The sequence below is a fragment of the Clavibacter lycopersici genome, assembly GCF_003576405.1.
Classification (GTDB): Bacteria; Actinomycetota; Actinomycetes; order Actinomycetales; family Microbacteriaceae; genus Clavibacter; species Clavibacter lycopersici.
Window position 1 is genome coordinate 1 of record NZ_QWGT01000578.1, and the last position, 354, is coordinate 354.

1 protein-coding gene is annotated in these 354 nt (G+C 70.6%); it reads right to left on the reverse strand.

The features are described 5' to 3' along the window. Positions 1–354: ATP-binding cassette domain-containing protein (locus DZG00_RS16615; protein ID WP_119455880.1), on the reverse strand; the 354-nt coding region annotated here is incomplete at both ends.

A 354-nucleotide genomic window follows, 5' to 3' on the forward strand; every position in this document is an offset into this window, starting at 1 on the left:
GACGACGCGGCCCTTCTCGACGACCACGATGAGGTCGCTGTCGACGACGGTCGAGAGCCGGTGCGCGATCACGATGAGGGTGCGGTGCTCGGCGACCGCGTCGATGGCCTTGCGGAGCAGCTGCTCGTTGAGGCCGTCGAGGCTGGAGGTCGACTCGTCGAGCAGCAGGATCGGCGGGGCCGACAGCAGCGTGCGCGCGATCGCGAGGCGTTGGCGCTCGCCGCCGGAGAGCATGATGCCGTCCTCGCCCACGGGCGCGTCGAGGCCGAGCTCGTTGCGGGCGAGCACCTCGGTGAGGTTCACGGCGTGCAGGACCTGGATGCAGTCCTCGTCGGTCGCGTCGAACGCGGTGAG